Source organism: Streptomyces sp. NPDC006610 (assembly GCF_040611575.1).
Taxonomy (GTDB): Bacteria; Actinomycetota; Actinomycetes; order Streptomycetales; family Streptomycetaceae; genus Streptomyces.
This window is the reverse complement of record NZ_JBEXOP010000100.1, coordinates 1-1,394: the sequence shown is the minus strand read 5'-3', so window position 1 is coordinate 1,394 and position 1,394 is coordinate 1. Positions and strand designations below refer to the sequence as shown.

Annotated in this window: 2 protein-coding genes; one reads left to right on the top strand and one right to left on the bottom strand. The window is 66.8% G+C overall.

Annotated features, from left to right (window positions below):
• On the bottom strand, positions 1-230 hold a 230-nt coding region (locus tag ABZY13_RS33470), incomplete at its 3' end, for a DUF2637 domain-containing protein (protein ID WP_356637585.1).
• 827 nt (positions 231-1,057) lie between these two features.
• Between ABZY13_RS33470 and ABZY13_RS33465 the strand changes: the two genes are divergently transcribed.
• Complete coding sequence (locus ABZY13_RS33465) at positions 1,058-1,303, top strand: hypothetical protein (RefSeq protein WP_356637583.1); 246 nt, start codon at positions 1,058-1,060, stop codon at positions 1,301-1,303.
• The last annotated feature ends 91 nt before the right edge of the window (positions 1,304-1,394 follow it).

Here is a 1,394-nt window from a genome sequence, read left to right as displayed (position 1 = left end):
CACGTCAGCAGCAGGTCGAGGGCGAGCAGCACGCAGATGCCCGCGTCGATGCCGATCGGGAAGACGTAGGAGAAGTCCCCGAAGCCCTTCTTCAGCGCGAGTTCGCGTACGGCGGCGTACGACCCGGCGAAACCGATGCCCGCGATGATCACGGCACCGAAGACCACCACGCCGATGAGAACCCGGTGCGCCCGGGTCAGCTGGGGTGTCTGGGTGTTCCCCGCAGCCACGTCCCACTCCCCTGTTCATGTTTGGGCCGGTGTGCAAGTCTCACACTCCCATGACACGCGGCAGGCGCACACGAATTGTGTGACGGAGCGGCGCGGTTTTCGAACTCGTGCGCGTGCAGCCGGGAATGCCGTTTGGACGTGTCGCCGTCGGCCTTGCACCGCCGTCAGGCCCTGTTCGGCGAGATCCGTGTGCGACCCTGTTCGGTCCCGCGACAGTGGTGACCGTGCCGCAAGAGCAGTTACTGCCCCGCCTGTGTGAGTAGCATCCGGCAACACCCCTCACGACAAGGAGCACCATCCCGTGCCAGGCGAAACCGTTGGGACCACCATCCGGAACAAGTACGCACAGCAGTACGCCAGCGACTTGGAGGACAACCGCGCCAGGCAGGCCGAGCTGGCGCAGATGCTGGAGCAACTCAAGCAGGACGAGGCCTGGTTGCTCAGGCAACTGAACGATCTGCCCACCTCTGTGACGGCCGCTGACGACACCGTGGATAAAGAGTCTCCGGCGTCCGCGCGCCAGCACACGGACCCGGCCGAGACGGCAGCGTCCGTGCCACAGCCCCGGCAGGACGGCCCTGCCAAGGCGGCGGCATCAAAGTCCACGGCCAAGAAGTCGGCCGCCGCCAAGGCCAGGGGCACGGCCAAGAAGCCGCCGGCGGAAAAGAAAGAAGGCTGCGGCAAAGTCTGCTGCCCGCAGGGACACGGCGAAGAAGTCAGCGGTCTCACCCGCGCCGTCGGCCAAGGCCGCGTCCGCGAAGGCAGGACCGCCGCTGCACGAGCTCGTCCTGGACATCCTGCACAAGGCCCCCGGAGAACCGCGCACGGTGCGCGAGATTGCCGACCTGCTCGCACAGGACCATCCCGACCGGGCGACATCCGTCCAGACGGTGCGCAACGCCCTGGAGAATCTCGTCAAGAAGAACCGCGCCGAGAGGTCGCGTCAGCAGGGAAGCGTGATGTACACCGCCTACGCCGAAGCAGGCGCCGAAGTCAGCACGGAGCACCACGCGGGCAATGCTGCCGAGCAGGCATCCGAGACCAGGCCCGACAAGGCCCCAGCGGAGGTCTAGAAGGTCGATGAAGATCTTGGTGAGGGGCTGTCCGGCCGTCAGGCCGGACAGCCCTGCGGTCATGTACCGGCCGGTGCGATGTGCCAGGTGC